15 protein-coding genes and 1 pseudogene are annotated in these 14,366 nt (G+C 68.6%); 6 read left to right on the top strand and 10 right to left on the bottom strand.

Annotation, left to right across the window (positions count from 1 at the left end):
- Positions 1–10 precede the first annotated feature (10 nt).
- Genes rbsD through TSB10GB4_RS16345 form a run of 3 tightly spaced genes read left to right on the top strand, consistent with a single transcriptional unit; the run spans position 11 to position 2,104 of the window.
- Positions 11–502, top strand: a complete 492-nt coding sequence (gene rbsD / locus TSB10GB4_RS16335; protein ID WP_186396598.1) for a D-ribose pyranase — start codon at positions 11–13, stop codon at positions 500–502.
- An 8-nt stretch (positions 503–510) separates the two neighbouring features.
- On the top strand, positions 511–822 hold the full coding sequence (locus TSB10GB4_RS16340; protein ID WP_186388314.1) for an antibiotic biosynthesis monooxygenase: 312 nt from the start codon (positions 511–513) through the stop codon (positions 820–822).
- Positions 823–841: 19 nt separating this feature from the next.
- The gene (locus tag TSB10GB4_RS16345; protein WP_186396599.1) at positions 842–2,104 is read left to right on the top strand and encodes a class II aldolase/adducin family protein; all 1,263 of its coding nucleotides are present in this window, start codon (positions 842–844) and stop codon (positions 2,102–2,104) included.
- A 401-nt stretch (positions 2,105–2,505) separates the two neighbouring features.
- Here TSB10GB4_RS16345 and TSB10GB4_RS16350 read toward each other — a convergent pair whose 3' ends face one another.
- Together TSB10GB4_RS16350 and TSB10GB4_RS16355 are read right to left on the bottom strand one after the other, a co-directional pair.
- Positions 2,506–2,715, bottom strand: coding sequence for a TSUP family transporter (locus TSB10GB4_RS16350; RefSeq protein WP_186396600.1), 210 nt, complete (start codon positions 2,713–2,715; stop codon positions 2,506–2,508).
- 31 nt (positions 2,716–2,746) lie between these two features.
- Entirely contained in the window at positions 2,747–3,286 is a 540-nt protein-coding gene (locus TSB10GB4_RS16355) for an alpha/beta hydrolase (protein ID WP_186396601.1), read from the bottom strand.
- A gap of 217 nt (positions 3,287–3,503) precedes the next feature.
- On the opposite strand from TSB10GB4_RS16355, the gene TSB10GB4_RS16360 reads away from it, so the two are divergent.
- Both TSB10GB4_RS16360 and TSB10GB4_RS16365 read left to right on the top strand, forming a co-directional pair.
- Positions 3,504–4,070 (top strand): isochorismatase family protein, encoded by a 567-nt coding sequence (locus TSB10GB4_RS16360; RefSeq protein WP_186396602.1) that lies wholly within the window; start codon positions 3,504–3,506, stop codon positions 4,068–4,070.
- A complete protein-coding gene (locus TSB10GB4_RS16365; protein WP_186396603.1) occupies positions 4,067–5,068 on the top strand; it encodes a GlxA family transcriptional regulator in 1,002 nt (333 codons plus the stop codon). Before TSB10GB4_RS16360 ends, TSB10GB4_RS16365 begins: the two co-directional genes overlap by 4 nt.
- An 11-nt stretch (positions 5,069–5,079) precedes the next feature.
- Here TSB10GB4_RS16365 and TSB10GB4_RS16370 read toward each other — a convergent pair whose 3' ends face one another.
- From TSB10GB4_RS16370 to TSB10GB4_RS23870, 4 genes are read right to left on the bottom strand one after another with little or no spacing between them, the layout of a single operon-like run.
- Complete coding sequence (locus TSB10GB4_RS16370; RefSeq protein WP_186396604.1) at positions 5,080–6,108, bottom strand: phosphotransferase family protein; 1,029 nt, start codon at positions 6,106–6,108, stop codon at positions 5,080–5,082.
- A complete protein-coding gene (locus TSB10GB4_RS16375) occupies positions 6,105–7,325 on the bottom strand; it encodes an acyl-CoA dehydrogenase family protein (RefSeq protein ID WP_186396605.1) in 1,221 nt (406 codons plus the stop codon). Before TSB10GB4_RS16375 ends, TSB10GB4_RS16370 begins: the two co-directional genes overlap by 4 nt.
- Positions 7,326–7,333: 8 nt before the next feature.
- A complete protein-coding gene (locus TSB10GB4_RS16380; protein ID WP_186396606.1) occupies positions 7,334–8,080 on the bottom strand; it encodes an SDR family NAD(P)-dependent oxidoreductase in 747 nt (248 codons plus the stop codon).
- A gap of 45 nt (positions 8,081–8,125) precedes the next feature.
- The gene (locus tag TSB10GB4_RS23870) at positions 8,126–8,359 is read right to left on the bottom strand and encodes a hypothetical protein (protein ID WP_186396855.1); all 234 of its coding nucleotides are present in this window, start codon (positions 8,357–8,359) and stop codon (positions 8,126–8,128) included.
- A gap of 66 nt (positions 8,360–8,425) precedes the next feature.
- Between TSB10GB4_RS23870 and TSB10GB4_RS23875 the strand changes: the two are divergent.
- A pseudogene (locus TSB10GB4_RS23875) lies at positions 8,426–8,632 on the top strand (hypothetical protein); the annotation flags it as partial.
- Here TSB10GB4_RS23875 and TSB10GB4_RS23880 read toward each other — a convergent pair.
- The 4 genes from TSB10GB4_RS23880 to TSB10GB4_RS16410 form a co-directional block, all read right to left on the bottom strand.
- The gene (locus TSB10GB4_RS23880) at positions 8,578–11,199 is read right to left on the bottom strand and encodes a VWA domain-containing protein (RefSeq protein ID WP_256376582.1); all 2,622 of its coding nucleotides are present in this window, start codon (positions 11,197–11,199) and stop codon (positions 8,578–8,580) included. The pseudogene TSB10GB4_RS23875 and the gene TSB10GB4_RS23880 sit on opposite strands and share 55 nt — an antisense overlap.
- Positions 11,200–11,222: 23 nt before the next feature.
- Entirely contained in the window at positions 11,223–11,909 is a 687-nt protein-coding gene (locus tag TSB10GB4_RS16400; RefSeq protein WP_186396608.1) for a hypothetical protein, read from the bottom strand.
- A gap of 140 nt (positions 11,910–12,049) precedes the next feature.
- The gene (locus tag TSB10GB4_RS16405; protein WP_186396609.1) at positions 12,050–13,048 is read right to left on the bottom strand and encodes a hypothetical protein; all 999 of its coding nucleotides are present in this window, start codon (positions 13,046–13,048) and stop codon (positions 12,050–12,052) included.
- A 187-nt stretch (positions 13,049–13,235) separates the two neighbouring features.
- A complete protein-coding gene (locus TSB10GB4_RS16410; RefSeq protein ID WP_186396610.1) occupies positions 13,236–14,210 on the bottom strand; it encodes an AraC family transcriptional regulator in 975 nt (324 codons plus the stop codon).
- Positions 14,211–14,366: the final 156 nt, after the last annotated feature.

A 14,366-nucleotide genomic window follows, 5' to 3' on the forward strand; every position in this document is an offset into this window, starting at 1 on the left:
GGACAACGCCATGCGGCGGAATGGAATTCTCAACGTGAAACTGAGCCGGGCCATCTCCGAGATGGGCCATGACGACATTCTGCTCGTCACCGATGCCGGTTACCCCATGGCCTATGACGACCGGGTCATCGATCTGGCCCTGTGCCCCGGCGTGCCGGATCTGGTTACCGTGCTGCGGGCGATCCGCCAGGAAATGTGGGTGGAAGAATACCACATGATCGAGGACGCCAAGGAGAACAACCCGAACGCCTGGAACGGCGTCGCCGAGGTCTTCCCCGACGCCAAGGCTAGCACCCGTCCCAACAGTTGGTTTCACGAGGATGGTTATCGCGGTGCGAAATACATCGTGCGCACCGGCGCCTGGATGCCCTGGGGCAATGTCGCGCTCGTCTCCGGCATTCCCGTCCAGGAATGGTTCAGCAACACCGGAGCGTCGGTTCCGGAGAGCTGGACGGAGCGTCACGAGTTGAATGTGAAGTTCGGTAAGGTCGGCGTGGAGTGAGCCTGCAGATGTTCGTTCAATTGGTTCACATCCAGGTGAAGCCGGATCGCATCGAGGATTTCCTCGATGCCTTCCGGATTAACTACGAGGGCACGATCCGGGAGCCGGGGAACCTGCGTTTCGACGTGCTCCAGGATCCGGAGGAAGAGACGCGGTTCACCATCGTCGAGATCTTCCGCAGCGCCGAGAGCGTCGACGATCACCGTCGCACCGAGCACTACAAGACGACCGTGGCGCTGCTGGAGGACATCATGACCGGACCGCGCACCAAGGACATCTATCGACTGGTGATGTCGGATCTGGTGAACGAGCAGGTTTGAGGCGATGGATGACGTGCGGATGATCAACAGGTGGAATGACGACGAGGCGGCAGCCTGGTTGCGCGGAGCCGGGGAGGAGGAGGCCGAGCGCGACCTGGCCCTGCGCATCTACACGTCGCGGCTGATCGGCGGCGAGACCGATCTCGTGCTGCATGGCGGAGGCAACACCTCGGTCAAGACGCGGCGACGCATGGCCGACGGCGAGCTCAGGCCCGTCCTGCATGTGAAGGGCAGCGGCTGGGACCTGGGGACGATCAAGGCTCCCGGTCTTCCCGCGCTCGAACTGGCTCCGTTGTGCGAGGCGCGGTCGGGGGCTGCCCTGTCCGATCCGCAAATGGTGGCGTTGCTGCGGGCTCATCTGCTCGATCCAGCGTCACCTAACCCATCCATCGAAACCCTGCTTCATGCGTTCCTGCCGGCAAAATATGTCGACCATTCCCATGCGGCGGCAGTGCTGGCCCTTGTGAACCAGCCTGATGCAGCAGCAATCGGTCGGCGCCTCTATGGCCGGCGCCTTGCCATCGTGCCCTATGTGATGCCTGGCTACGACCTCTCCATCGAGGCAGCGCGGATCTTCGACGAAAATCCTGACTGCGAGGGGCTTTGGCTGGTCAATCACGGTCTTTTCACGTTCGGCGAGACGGCGCGCCAGTCCTATGATCGGATGATCGAGTTCGTGAACATGGCGGAGGCGCATCTGGCCGAGCACGGGGTGCGTCTCGTTCCCCCGCTTGCCCCGCTTGGCGACACCGCCGGAAGCTGGGCCTTTCGCGATCTTCTGTCGGAGCGCATCCGGGCTGCCGGGCCAGCCTTTGCCTCGGGCGTTGCGCTCGATTTTCGCGCGGATGCGGCAATCGACACTCTCCTGCAAATACCGGACCTGGTGGAGATCACCGGTCGGGGCACGATCACCCCGGACCATGTCATCAGGGTCAAACCGTTCCCCCTGGTTCTGGACGGCACGGAAAGCGCGGCCGAACTGGACGCCGCCCTTGCGGATTTCGCCGGGCGTTATGAGCGCTACTTCGAGCACCATGCGGCGCAGGCCAGCGAGCCGAAGACGATGCTTGACCCGCTGCCGCGGGTGATCCTGGTGCGGGGCATGGGATTGTTCGGTGTCGGGGGCAGTGATGCCGAGGCGAGGATCGTTGCCGATCTCGCGTCGCAGACGGCACGGGTCATCCAAGCGTCGGAAGCCTATGGCCGATTTACGCCGCTGTCGACGGCCGATCTCTTCGACATGGAATACTGGTCTCTGGAACAAGCAAAGCTGAAGAAATAGGGCTCGGGGCCGCCGTGTGACCTGCCCCCAGGCCTTCCAAGATGTGCTGGGAGGGTGCCGGTTGGCCGGACTGCCGGTTCGCCTGGGGAGCAATCACGCAGCCCAGCACAAGATAGATCAGCAGGATGCAGGCCAGCGCTGCCATCAGCAGGATGCCGAGCCCGGCGCCGAAATAGCCGCCATAGACGGTGACCGCGAAATCGATGACGAGCAGAGCGGCTCTCGGCAGTTCACCGCCGCGAGGCGCGCTCACCCAGGCGCGCAGCCTCGGTCCGGCGGCGAAGAGCAGCGTTGCCGCCAGCCGCAGCCAGGGATCAATTGCCGGAAGACCGCGTTGCTGGTCGCCGCCAGCAGCGCCGCGCCGACGATGCCGCCGAGGATGAAGACGGGGGCGCTGGCCTTCAGCCGCGCCGACTGGGAAGGCGGAGCTCCTCGCGATATCCCAGCAGGCTCGTGGCATGGCCCGGCCAGATCGAGATCGCGCTGGTGGCATTGGCGGCGACCGGCGGCCCACCGATATGCAGCAGCGCGGGAAAGGTGAAGAACGTGCCCCCGCCGGCGATGGCGTTGCAGGCGCCGCCGACAAGCCCGGCTGCCAGCAGCAGGAACATCTCGGCAAGGCCGACTTCGACGCCCCCAATCTCAGCCCCGCGCGCCTGCGGCGAAGGCGTCGAAAAGCCTTCGCCCCTCGGCCCAGGAGCCCAGACCGCTCGCCCCGTTGATGTGGCCCCTTGCGCCGATCTCGACGAGCCCGGCCCCCCAGTCCCGCGCCCGCCGGCGGGCATGCTCCGGCGTGCCGTAGGGATCGTCGCTGCTGGCGACAATCAGCGCCGGGAACGGCAGCGCCCGCGCCGGCACATCGCGAAAGCTCGCTGCCTCGCCCGGAAAGGCCGGTCCCTCCGGGTCCGGCACCGCCACCAGGAAGGCCCCGCGCACGCGACCGACAAGCCGTTCCCCCGCATGGGCGACCAGCAGGCAGGCGAGGCTGTGGGCGATCAGCAGCGGCGGACGGGAAAAGCCGGCGAGCGCCCGCTCCAGCGCGCCCGTCCACTCGGCAAGTTCCGGCCGGTCCCAGTCGGCCGGGGCAAATCGCCTTAGCCCGGCATCCTCCGCTTCCCACAGGCTCTGCCAATGCGCCTCGCCCGATCCGCCGATGCCGGGAAGAACCAGTCCGTCCGTCATTGCGCGCCCCTGCCGTGTTCGCCAGCCCGGCAGGAAGACTACAGGGCGAACCACCGTGGAGGAAACTGAAGCGATCTCAGCCGGCAAGGAGCATTTCTCACGCACCTTCGGCAACAGTTTTGGCGCGAATTGTCCCTCATCCGTCCGGAGCGTGCATTTCGCCCTTTGAGGGCGGCGCTATCCTGCGGATACTGTCCCTCGTCAGGAGATACCGGAAATGTCCGCAGATACCGCCCTCATCGTCGTCGACGTCCAGGAGTCCTTCCGCCACCGGCCCTACTTTCGCGAGGAAGGGCTCGGCCTCTATCTGGAGCGCCAGCAGGCGCTGATCGACGGTGCCGCCGCCGCCGGCATTCCGCTGGTGCAGATCTTCCATGTGGAAGAGACCGGTCCGTTTTCGGAAGGTTCTGGCTTCGTCGTGCCGCTTTCCCCGCTGCGCCTTGCCGCCGACGCGGTCTTCCGCAAGCGGCGCCACAGCGCGCTGGTCGGCAGCGGCCTCGACGTCTGGTTGACCGAGCGCGGCATCCGGCGGCTGATCGTCTCGGGCATCCGCACCGAGCAGTGCTGCGAGACCACCACGCGCCATGCCTCGGATCTCGGATACGAGGTCGATTTCGTCGGCGAGGCGACGCTGACCTTCCCGATGGTCGATGCGGCCGGGCGCGAGTGGAGCGCCGCCGAGATCCGCGCCCGCAGCGAGCTGGTGCTTGCCGGCCGCTTCGCCCGCATCGCCACGGTGGAGGAGGCGCTGGCCGCGGCCACGACCGGCCGGCTCGCCGCATGAGCGAGGCGGCGCGCGTGCGGACCATACCCGTCTTCGTGGTGGTTCCGCCGCGCGCGCTGCTGCTCGACATTGCCGGCCCGGTCGAGGTGTTGCGCAAGGCCAACATGGAGCAGGCGCGGCTGCGCTTCGATGTGACCTATGTCGGCCCGGCGACGAGTGTCACCAGTTCCGTCGGCCTTGCCGTTGCCGGCATCGCGCCGCTGCCCGCCGCCCTTCCCGACGGGGCGATGGTGGTGGTCTCGGGCGCCGCCGACAGGCCGCTCGGCAGCGAGGCCGACACGCGCAAGGACGACGCGCCGCTGGAAGCGGAGATCGCCGACTGGCTGCGCCGGGTGGTGCGCCTCGGCATCCGGCTGGTGACGATCTGTTCCGGCGCGCTGCTCGCCGCCCGTGCCGGCCTGCTGGAAGGGTGCGAATGCACCACCCATCACGCGGCGATCGAGGACCTGCGCCGCGCCGCGCCCACCGCGCGGGTGCGCGACAACCGCCTGTTCGTGGAGGACGGCGAGCGGCTGACCAGCGCCGGCATCACCGCCGGCATCGATCTCATGCTGGCCATCGTCGCGCGCGAGGCCGGCCACGACGTGGCGCTGGCGGTCGCGCGCTATCTCGTCGTCTATCTGCGGCGCGGCGGGGCCGACCCGCAGCTTTCGCCCTGGCTGGAAGGGCGCAACCACATCCATCCCGCCATCCACCGGGTGCAGGACGCGGTCGCCGGCGATCCGGCCCGCGCCTGGACCGTCGCCGCGCTCGCCCGCCTTGCCGCCACCAGCCCGCGCAATCTCTCACGTCTGTTCAACGACCATACCGGGCTGAGCGTCACCGATTTCGTCAACCGCATGCGCATCGCGCTGGCACGCGAGATGGTGCTCGGCTCGCGGCTCGACATGGAGGAGATCGCCGCCAGAGCCGGCTTTTCCTCCGCCCGCCAGTTCCGCCGGGCCTGGAACCGGCTGCATCCCGCCTCGCCGACCAGCCTGCGCGCCGCCGCCTCCTGAGGCGGGGCGCCTTACAGTGCGTGCAGCCGCCCTTCGGCGATCTCCAGCGCCCTGAGCGCGAAGCGCTCGGCGAGCGGGGCCAGTTTCGCGGCCTCCGGATCGGAGGCATTGCCGAGCCGCGCCCGCTCGGCGATGCCGACGAAGATGACGGCGAAGCGGTAGAGCGCGAAGGCCTTGTGGAAGGGCAGGAGCGGGGGCGAGCCGGGCGCCGCCTGCATGTAGCGGGCGACGAACTCCTCCTCGCGCGGCAGCTGCATCGCGGCAAGGTCGAGGCCCAGCAGCCCGCCATATTCCTCCGGCGCGGTGTGCCAGGGCATGCAGCAGAAGCCGAGATCGGCCAGCGGATGGCCGAGCGTCGACAGTTCCCAGTCGAGGATCGCCACCACCTTCGGCTCGCTCGGGTGGAACATCAGGTTGCCGAGCCGGAAATCGCCGTGGCACAGCGACACGCGCCCGTCGTCCGCCGGCTGGTTGGCGCTCAGCCAGTCGAACAGCGCCTCGATGGCGGGGATGGGCGCCAGCTCCGACTGGCGATACTGCCGGTCCCAGCGGCTGATCTGCCGCTCGAAATAGTTGCCCGGCTTGCCGTAGTCGCCAAGGCCGACCTCTTCCGGCACGAGGGCGTGCATCGCCGCCATCGCCTCGGCGACGGCCATCCAGATGGCGCGGCGCTCGCTTGCGGGCAACTCCTGCAGCGAGGTGTCGGTGAAGACGCGCCCCTCGACCCGCTCCATCAGGTAGAACGGCGTGCCGATCACCTCGGCATCCTCGCAATAGAGCACCGGCCTCGGCACCGGCACGCCGGTCGGCGCCAGCGCCTGCAGCACCCGGTATTCCCGGTCGATGGCATGGGCCCCGCGCAGGATCGGACCGCCGGGCTGCTTGCGCAGCACGTAGCGTTTGTGCCCCCGGTCGAGGAAAAAGGACGGGTTGGACTGGCCGCCGCCGATCCGCTCCAGCGTTATCCCCGTTTCCGCGGGGCCGAGCTCGGCATCGAGCCGCGCGGCAAGTCTCCCCGTGTCGAAGCCGGGTCCGCTCATTCTCCGGTCTCCCGGCCTGCCGTCTCCCAGCGCCAGGCGTCGCGCCCGTCCCTTTCCAGGTGCCGGTAGAGTACCATCTTGTGCACCTCGTCGGCGCCGTCGACCAGCCGCGCCTGGCGGGCGTAGCGGTAGATCCATTCCAGCACGGTGTCCTTGGAATAGCCGCGCGCGCCGTTGATCTGGATCGCCGTGTCGGCCGCCTTGTGCAGCAGGTTGGCGACATGCACCTTGGCCATCGACACTTCCTTCTGGGCATAGCCGCCCCGGTCGATCTCCCAGGCCGCCTTCATCACCAGCATGCGGCCGATCTCGATCTGCATCGCCAGTTCGCCGAGCATCACCTGCACGCTCTCGCGGTCCGCCAGTCGCACGCCGAAGCCCATCCGCTTCGACGCATAGTCGCGGGCGATCTCGACGCAGCGCTTGGACAGGCCGAGCCAGCGCATGCAATGGGTCAGGCGTGCCGGCCCGAGCCGCGTCTGCGTCGCCTTGAGCCCGCGCCCCTCGCCGATCAGCACGTTCTCCGCCGGGATGCGAAGCCCGTCGAAGCGCAGCTCGCAATGCCCGCCATGCTCTTCCGGTCCCATGATCGGGATGCGCCGGACGATCTCCCAGCCCGGCTGGTCGCGGTGGAACAGGAAGGCGGTGTGCCCGGCCCGCGCATCGTCCGAGGTGCGGGCGATCAGCACGAAATGCGCCGCGTCCTCCGCTCCGGTGATGAACCACTTGTGCCCGGTGACCACATAGTCGTTGCCCTCGCGCACGGCGCGGGTCTGCATCATGCCGGGGTCGGAGCCGCCGCCCGGATGCGGCTCGGTCATCACGAAGGCCGAGCGCACCTTGCCCTGCGCGATGGGCGCCAGCCACCGCTCTTTCTGCTCCGCCGTGCCGAGCGCCTCCAGCATCATCATGTTGCCGTCGTCGGGCGCGGCGGAGTTGAAGACGACCGGCCCGAAGATCGACCGGTTCATCTCCTCGTAGCACACCGCCATGCCCATCTTGCCGATGCCGCGGCCGCCGTTCTCGGGCGACAGTTGCAGGCACCACAGGCCCTGCTCGCGGGCCTTGGCGCGCACCGTCTCCAGCACGCCTGGTGCGATGTTCTCGTGCGCGTCGTAGGACGCCGGATCGCTCTCCAGCGGGATCAGGTGCTCCTCGACGAAGGCGGCGATCTCGGCGCGCAGGCCGGCGATCTCGGGGGAAAGGGTGAAATCCATGAATGCCCTCACAATCCTGAAACCAGATGTCCGCCGTCCACCGCGATGACCGAGCCCGTCATGTAGGCGGACCGGTCGCTGGCCAGTAGCAGCAGTGGTGCGTCGAGATCGCCTTGCGATCCCAGCCGCCGCTGCGGGATGCGGCCGATCAGCGCCTTGCCCGCCTCGGTGGCGAAGAACCCGGCATTGATCGGCGTCTCGATATAGCCCGGGCACAGCGCGTTGACGCGAATGCCGTAACGCGCCCATTCCAGCGCCAGCGCCTTGGTCAGCTGTACCAGCCCCGCCTTGGAAGCGGTATAGGCGGCAAGATGGCCGGACACGCGCAGGCCCAGGATCGAGGCGATGTTGACGATGGAGCCGCCGCCCGTTTCGCGCATGCCGGCCGCTGCCGCCCGCGCCACCGCGAAGGCGCCGGTCAGGTTGGTGTCGATGACGCCGGCAAACTCCTCCGCCGTCATGGCAAGCGCTGCGCCCGCGCCGGCAACGCCCGCATTGTTGATGAGGATGTCGAAGGGCGCGCGCCCGGCGAACAGCGCCGCCACGCTCTCCGCATCGGCCACGTCCATCTCCGCCGCCTCGGCGTCGTGTCCCGCCTCGCGCAGGGCGGCGGCATTCGCTTCCACCTTGTCGAGGCGCCGCGCCGCCAGCGTCACGCTGGCGCCGGCTTCCGTCAGCACCTTGGCGAAATGCTCGCCGAGCCCGCTCGAGGCGCCGGTGACCAGCGCCCGTTTTCCGTCAATCCGCAAGTCCATGTCCGCTCCTCACGCTTCGCCGCGCCGTTTGCGCTCGGCATCGTCCTAGGCGGTCAGCGCCTGATAGTCTGGCACGAAGCCGAGGCCCTTGCGCGCGTCGGAGGAGATGGCGTCCTGCGAGGTCACCCCGTCAATCACCGCCGGCGCGTTGGCCAGCCCCCGGCGGATGGCGTCCGCCAGATCGTCCGGGTTCTCCTCCCGCTCGCCATGGGCGCCGAGCGCCTCGCTCATCGCCGCCGCGCGCACCGCGCCCACCACCGAGGGATGGTCGGCCGGCACCAGGCCGCGGCTCTCCTGCGTGTCGAGATAGAGCGCGTCCGCCGCATCGAGGAAGCGGACCAGAGCCTTGCCGGCATCGCGCGCGAACTGCGGCTGATCGGCGAGCTCGGCTTCGCCTCCTATTTTCTCACCGTGCAGGACATCGTCCGCTTCGCCCGCAGCCAGGACCCGCCGATCCTGTGCCAGGGGTGCGGCTCCTCGGCCAACTCCGCCGTTTGCTATTGTCTCGGCATCACCTCGGTCAATCCGACCGAGTTCGACCTCTTGTTTGAGCTGGGCAGTGCAGCCGCGGCCGGGGCCGGCGCGGCGCGGGCCGTCGCGATCCGCAGCGAGGAGCGCACCACCTCGAAGGCACCGAGATAGGCCCCGTCGGTGCTGGTCGCCCGGCACAGCTCGCCGGCCGGCGTGCCGGTGCAGGGGCCGCTGGAGGCCATCCACTGGCGCGGGTTCAGCATGATCTGCTGCAGCTCGCTGCCGACGGTCCGCGACAGGGACGCGGACGGCTGCCCGGCCTTCGCCCCGCCCGCGGTCTCGTAGAAGAAGGGCGCGTCGATCTCCCAGCCCTGCGGCAGGATCAGCGCCAGCCCCGTCACCGGGTCGTGATAGGCGCAACCGGACGGGGCCCGGCAGGCCATGCCCTGGCTTTCCTGCGCCCGTTCCCCGCTCGTCAGGGGAATGACGAAACGGCTCTGGCCGCCCGACGTCACCGTGATCTCGCCTTCCAGGTCGAAGCCCTGGCCGGCGCCGTCGATCCGGTAGCGGCCGGGGGCGAGGTCGGCCGTGTAGCTGCCCATGTAGTCGTTCATGGCAAACTCGACGTCCTGCATCACCTTGTCGAGCCGGATCGCCGACCATTGCACGACCTTGCCCTCGACCTGGTCGGGCAGCAGGAGCGTGACCGCCATGCGCGGTTCGCCCTCGACGGGCCCGGCATCGCCGCGCTGTCCGGGCGGGTTTTGCTCCGCCTCGCCGCCGCCGACCAGCGGGATGACGAAGTCGTTGGGCTGACCCGGCACGATCTCGACCACGCCGCGGAACTCGGTCTCGCCGGGCCCCATGGCCGAGACCTCGTAGCGCCCCGGCTCGAACTCGGCCTCGCCGACCACCATCTCGGACTGCGGCGCCCAGGCTTCCGGGCTCATGTCCGGATCGAGCGGCACGGCCGACCACCACAGCGGCGTCGGCGGAAAGCCGTCCGGCAGGCGGAAGGTGGCGCGAACCATCGGCAGTGCGTCCTGTCCGGGCGCGGCCTGCGTCAAGGCGGGTGCATCACCCAGCGTGATCGGCTTGCGGGCGATGATCTCGGCGTCCCGACCGCCGTTCCGACGCACCACGATGTCAAAGGTACCTTCCTGATCGGGCATCCTGACGTCGAGACTGAGCGGTCCGCCAGCGCCGCCTCCCGGGCCGTGATAGAGGGCTCTGCCCTGGATAAGGTTCCTGTCGTCATTGTCGACGACATAGAAGCTGTAGTTCGTTGCGTATCCGCCATCAAAGGACAGGCTGACCGCCTCACCCGGCCGTGCGCGGTCAGGGCCGACGATGTTTACAACCGGGTTCTCGACGGACTCGAACCCGCGTTCGGCAATGATCTCATAAACGCGGTTTTGGCGAGCGATCACGACGAGGAGCCTATAGGTCCCGGGCTCCAGGGTGCCCGTCGCCCCGCCATAGGTACCCGGCTCGCGGCTGGAAATCAGATCCTCCCGCACGATCTGATCTCGCGTCAGAGACCCATCCGGTCCGGTCGCAATGATCTTGTAGGGCGTCCCACCCAGATGGCCCGAACCGGCATGGGTTATCTCAAAAGGTATGCGCGCCGCCATGCCCGCCTGGACCTGCCCGAGGGGCGGAATTTCAGCGGCGAACTGAGCGCCGGTGAAGGGTACGCCGTGAGAATCGCCGTTACGAGAAAGTGTCAGGGTGAGTTCCGCTCGCCCTTCCGGCCCTTCGGCAACGATGGTCCACTCGCCGCCCGGAAGCTGGGCCGATCGGCCCTCAAGGCTTTGCTGATGGCCTTCAGTTGTGCCCAATGGAATTACCGTGCCGTCCGGAGCTGTGGCAGTCCATTCCATCAGTCCGCGCGGCGTCCCCGTTCCGGTATCGCGGAACACAAAGCGCGTGCGGAACATCGTAGAGGTTCCGGGCTCGGCTTCCGGTTCCGGCATCGGCTCGGCCGCGGCGATCTGGTTGAGCGCATCGGTGAGCTCGGCGCCGGACTGCGGGCGCAGCAGCCGCCCGCCGGTCTGGTCGGGCACGCAGGCGAGCGCGTTCGCCTGCTGTTCGCTCAGGCCGAAGCCGACCACATGGGCGCGGATCTTGATGCCTTCGTTGGCCAGTTGCGCGGCAACCGCGCAAGGGTCGGCATTGCAGGTCTCCAGCCCGTCGGTGACCAGGATGATGTCGGCCTCCTCGGCCGTCGGCGGGATCTGGCCGGCGGCGATCCGCAGGCTTTCCGAGATCGGCGTCATGCCGCGCGGGTTGATGCGGTTGAGCCGCTGCGACAGGGCGCCGGCGTCCTGCTGTCCCGCGCGGGCGATGATCTCGATGTCGGAGCAGTCGCCGCGCCGGTTGTGGCCATAGGCGATGACGCCGAGCGGGATGGACGCATCGCGTGTGGCGAAGAACTGCCCCATCACCTCGCGCGCCACCTCGATCTTGGTGATGCCGCCGCCGAGCTGGCCCCACATCGAGCCGGAGGCATCGAGAATGAGGATGGCCGCCTTGCCGGATTGCGGCGTTGTCGGCTGTGGGGGCGATGACTGGGCGTTCGCCTGTGCGGCGGCGAACGCGCAGAGCGTTGCGGCGGCGAGCGCCGCCGTGAAGCCGGACTGTTTCATGATCTTCCTCCTCGTGCGGCCGCTCAGTCGCGGGCGAGCCTCAGGGCCGGACGCAGCACGTTCTCGGCGCGCGGGATGGCGATGCGGGCGGAAAAGGGCAGGGCCTCGTCGGTGGGCAGCTGCCGATAGCTGCCCTCGGCGGTGACCGACCCGTCGACGAGAAGCCCGTCGCGCAGGTCGAAGGAGACGGAGCCGCTCTCCACCGTGCCGGAGGCGAGGGTGACGGGCACGTCCGCGTCGTTGCGCTGCATCAGCTTGAAGACGCCGAGGAAGGCGCCGTCGGGCGCATCTGCCATCCCGGCCTCGCCGACGATGGCGCCGGATGTGGCATCGCTGTCGCCGAGGCGGACCAGCACCATGCAGAGCATGGTCAGGGTCGGCCCGTCGTCGAACATCATCCCCTGGACGCCGACGACGAGGCCGCCGCCTGCATCCGTGCCGTAGAGCCCGCCGCCCGCAAAGCCGCCGGCACGTGCGCCCGAGATTTCGCCCCTGGTGACGGGGGCGTCCGGCGTGCTCTCCACAAAGGTGCGGAACTGCGAGACGTCGAAGCCGGGCGGCGGCATCTCGCAGGCAGCCGGTCCGAGCGCGTCGAACACGAAGTCGGCTTGCGGCTCGACCTGGGAGCCGGGCTGGGCCTGGACGGCGGGTGCCGCAAGCAGGGCGAGGGCCGCAAGGCCGCCGCAGGCAGAACGTCGTCTGAAACTCATCTCATGGGTCCTTCAGGTGCTGAATGGTGCCCCCATCAGCGGTCCGGTTCCGACAGTTGCGTCCCTGCTTTGCCACCCTTCGAGGCAACTGCCGGATCGAGCCGGACCAAAGCGATTTCAATATCGATATGCGGCGGGCCTCATGCCTGCTGCTGCGCCGGGTCCGGCCCGGCAGTCTGGCCGGTCGCCGGCGCCGGCGACCACAACCCGCTCTTCTGCTTGATCGCGTCGAACTTCTTGGAGACCTGCGACAGCTTCGCGTCCCAGGCCGGATCCGGCGTCTGGCCGGCGGTGACCTTGAAGAAGGCCTGCAGCATGCAGGCGATGGCGAAGGGCTCGATCAGGGCCGCCTTGACCGCCCAGGCGAAGATCAGCGCGAAGACGATGCCGCCGGCCGACCAGGCGCCGGGGATCAGGTAGACGACCGCCGCGGCCGGAGCCAGCATGACCAGGAACACCAGGAACGACAGGCCGTAGACGATGAAGGTCAGCACGGCGGCGTTCTTCATCATCCGCCCGGCATTCTGGCCGTAGAGCACCAGGGCGGTGCGGGCCGAGGCCCAGGGATTGTCGCTGCGGGTGCGGATCGCATGGGCTAGGATCACCTCGTCGACGAGGCCGATGGCGATGCGCAGGAAGGCGCGCACCAGCCCCATGATCTGCTGGACCCCGGGAATGGGCAGGAATGAGGCGATGCCCTGGATCAGACCGGTCACGGCGGCGAGCACGCCCTTGACCAACTGGTCGATGGCGAAGAGCACGCTCGCCTCGGCGAAGCGGGCGGTCACCACCTGCCGGGCATGGGCGATCTGACCCTTGCCGTCCGGCATCTGCTTGCCGTCGATGAGTTCCACCAGCACGGCGATGTGGCCGGCCTTGACCACATAGAGAATGTACTCGCGCAGCAGGTAGATGACGCCGGCCGTCAGGCCGAAGCCGGCAATGCCGCCCCACATGGTGGAACTGGCACGAAAGCCCTCGTCGCCGAAGCCGCCGATACCCCAGCCGATGCCGGCTCCGGTGCCGGTGACGATCACATAGGCGCAGGCGATGCCGAAATAGACCACCATCCGGAAGACGATGAAGGGGGCGGTCTTCGCCATCAGGCCGAGCGACCGGCCAATACTGAAATCCCACATTCAAGGGTCTCCCGCAGCAGATGTGGTCATGAATCGCGCCATCCCGTGCGGGATGCGAGGCGAGCGTAGTCGCTTCGCAAGTTCCGCTCTTGGGGGCGGCGGTAGCGGATGCGGGCCAGGCGGCACAGATCCGGCTCTCTCGCGCCTTCGTGATCCGCGTGCCGGGCCGGGCGGCCGGGCGCTGCGCTCAATTCGCGGCGAAGGCGGCGGCGAGCGCGGCGGCGCGCACGTCCCTCGGCGTCTTGCCGAAGGCGCGGCGGAAGCTGGCGTTGAACCAGGACAGGTCGCTGAAGCCCGACGACAGCGCGATCTCGCTGATGCCGAGCGCGCTCTCGGCCGGATCGCACAGGCGCCGGTGGGCCAGCAGCAGCCGACGCTGGGCGACATAGTCGCGAAAGCTCGTCTCCTCGCCGGCGAACAGCGAGCGGATGTAGCGCGGCGAGATGGCATGGCGCGCGGCGATCCACTCGCTGCTGAGCTGCGGCGAGACGAGGTTCTGCTCGATGTCGGCCTTGATCGCCTTGAGCCGGGCGGCGCGCACGCCGCGCCCCCTGGCGATCTCCTCCGCCTCGCGCGAGGCGCCCATCGCCATGATCGTCAGGTCGTGGATGTGGCTGGAGCAGGTGGCGATCTCTTCGGCCGGCAGCAGGGCCAGTTCCTCGTGCAGCGAGCGGGCGTAGCGCAGCAGCAGCCGCCATTGCGGGGTCACCGGCTGCACCTCGCGCAGGGCGCCGTTGAGGCTGGTGCCGGCGGACGCGAGAAGGGCGCGCGGGATCGACAGGTAGAAGGCGTCGTTGCGCTCGCCGTGGAACTCGGCCGAGCCGGGCATCTCGTTGGGGTCGAGATAGACGGAGCCGGGCGTGCACACGACATTGCTGCCGCCCTGCTGGTACATGGAAAAGCCGCCGGACAGCGGCACATGCACCATGACGTTGTCGCCGGTTTCCGCCGCCAGCGCCTGGGTCCGCACCACGCCGCACCGGGAGTGCATCGTCTGGCCGGTCATCAGGCCGGGCAGCAGGCCGATGGTCGTCTCCGACCGGAAGCTGGCACTGTCGACGGGAGTGATCTCGAGCCGGCACATGGAGGCGACGGCATCCTGGAAGGCTGCCACCCTGACATCCGGATCGAAATCGCTGGCGGAGAGGGTGAGGACGCTCATCCGGCAAGTTTTACGTGTGGGAACCGGACCTGTCCAGATGAAGCACTCCCCCGGAAACGGCAGCACCCGGCACTGCAGACTTTGCTGCGGCGCCGGGCGCCATGGCGCAAGCGTGGCGATCATCATTCCCGGCGGCAGCCCGCCGCCGTTTCGCTG

Origin of the sequence: Stappia sp. TSB10GB4, from assembly GCF_900185745.1 — a bacterium.
GTDB lineage: Bacteria > Pseudomonadota > Alphaproteobacteria > Rhizobiales > Stappiaceae > Stappia.

Bases quoted from the DNA above. Each gene is read 5' to 3' on its own strand.
- TSB10GB4_RS16340 (WP_186388314.1), top strand. From the start codon at position 511: ATGTTCGTTCAATTGGTTCACATCCAGGTGAAGCCGGATCGCATCGAG.
- TSB10GB4_RS16410 (WP_186396610.1), bottom strand. From the start codon at position 14,210: ATGAGCGTCCTCACCCTCTCCGCCAGCGATTTCGATCCGGATGTCAGG.
- rbsD (WP_186396598.1), top strand. From the start codon at position 11: ATGCGGCGGAATGGAATTCTCAACGTGAAACTGAGCCGGGCCATCTCC.
- TSB10GB4_RS16355 (WP_186396601.1), bottom strand. From the start codon at position 3,286: ATGACGGACGGACTGGTTCTTCCCGGCATCGGCGGATCGGGCGAGGCG.
- TSB10GB4_RS16370 (WP_186396604.1), bottom strand. From the start codon at position 6,108: ATGAGCGGACCCGGCTTCGACACGGGGAGACTTGCCGCGCGGCTCGAT.
- TSB10GB4_RS16380 (WP_186396606.1), bottom strand. From the start codon at position 8,080: ATGGACTTGCGGATTGACGGAAAACGGGCGCTGGTCACCGGCGCCTCG.
- TSB10GB4_RS16350 (WP_186396600.1), bottom strand. From the start codon at position 2,715: ATGTTCCTGCTGCTGGCAGCCGGGCTTGTCGGCGGCGCCTGCAACGCC.
- TSB10GB4_RS16365 (WP_186396603.1), top strand. From the start codon at position 4,067: ATGAGCGAGGCGGCGCGCGTGCGGACCATACCCGTCTTCGTGGTGGTT.
- TSB10GB4_RS23880 (WP_256376582.1), bottom strand. From the start codon at position 11,199: ATGAAACAGTCCGGCTTCACGGCGGCGCTCGCCGCCGCAACGCTCTGC.
- TSB10GB4_RS16405 (WP_186396609.1), bottom strand. From the start codon at position 13,048: ATGTGGGATTTCAGTATTGGCCGGTCGCTCGGCCTGATGGCGAAGACC.
- TSB10GB4_RS16345 (WP_186396599.1), top strand. From the start codon at position 842: ATGATCAACAGGTGGAATGACGACGAGGCGGCAGCCTGGTTGCGCGGA.
- TSB10GB4_RS16375 (WP_186396605.1), bottom strand. From the start codon at position 7,325: ATGGATTTCACCCTTTCCCCCGAGATCGCCGGCCTGCGCGCCGAGATC.
- TSB10GB4_RS16400 (WP_186396608.1), bottom strand. From the start codon at position 11,909: ATGAGTTTCAGACGACGTTCTGCCTGCGGCGGCCTTGCGGCCCTCGCC.
- TSB10GB4_RS16360 (WP_186396602.1), top strand. From the start codon at position 3,504: ATGTCCGCAGATACCGCCCTCATCGTCGTCGACGTCCAGGAGTCCTTC.